This window comes from Sessilibacter sp. MAH1, from assembly GCF_054658315.1.
The window spans coordinates 1-509 of the sequence record NZ_BAAGIC010000038.1 but is presented as its reverse complement, the minus strand read 5'-3'; the positions used below and the strand labels follow the sequence as shown (position 1 = coordinate 509).

Annotated in this window: 1 protein-coding gene; it reads left to right on the top strand. The window is 47.2% G+C overall.

The features are described from left to right. A partial coding sequence (locus tag ACYQ28_RS18730; protein WP_460164742.1) for a hypothetical protein occupies nt 1-509 on the top strand: 509 nt, incomplete at both ends.

Genomic DNA, 509 nt, shown 5'->3' with positions numbered 1-509 from the left:
CACAGCTTTCGATACCGACTCCGGTGTTCGTGTTAATACTATTGGTAATGTTTCAGGAACAGGGCAGTTAACGGGTAACGCTTCGGTCACAGGCGGCAACAGCTTTACCGAAACCGGCTCAAACCAAGTGTCATTGTTAGGATTTGCTTTCAGTGGTGTAAATACTGTTGATGGCGATACAGCCGGTATGGTTAACGTCAACAACTCTGGTGTCGCCCTTGGTGCAAGCGACTTCACCAGCGGTAACAGTATTACCTATACCAACGTAACAACTGCAACCCAGGTTGGTACCTTAACCGGTACCACTGGAGACGATAGCTTTGATGAAACTGCGGATAACCAAATTGATACCAATGGTTTCGCTTTCCAAGGTGTTTCTACGGTTAATGGTAATGGTGGAACTGATAGCTTAACGGTACGCGCAGGCTCATTGGCCAGTCTTAATACTGCCGACTTTACCGTATCGGGTATCACCTACACCAATATCGACACAGTTGATGGCGTAACCT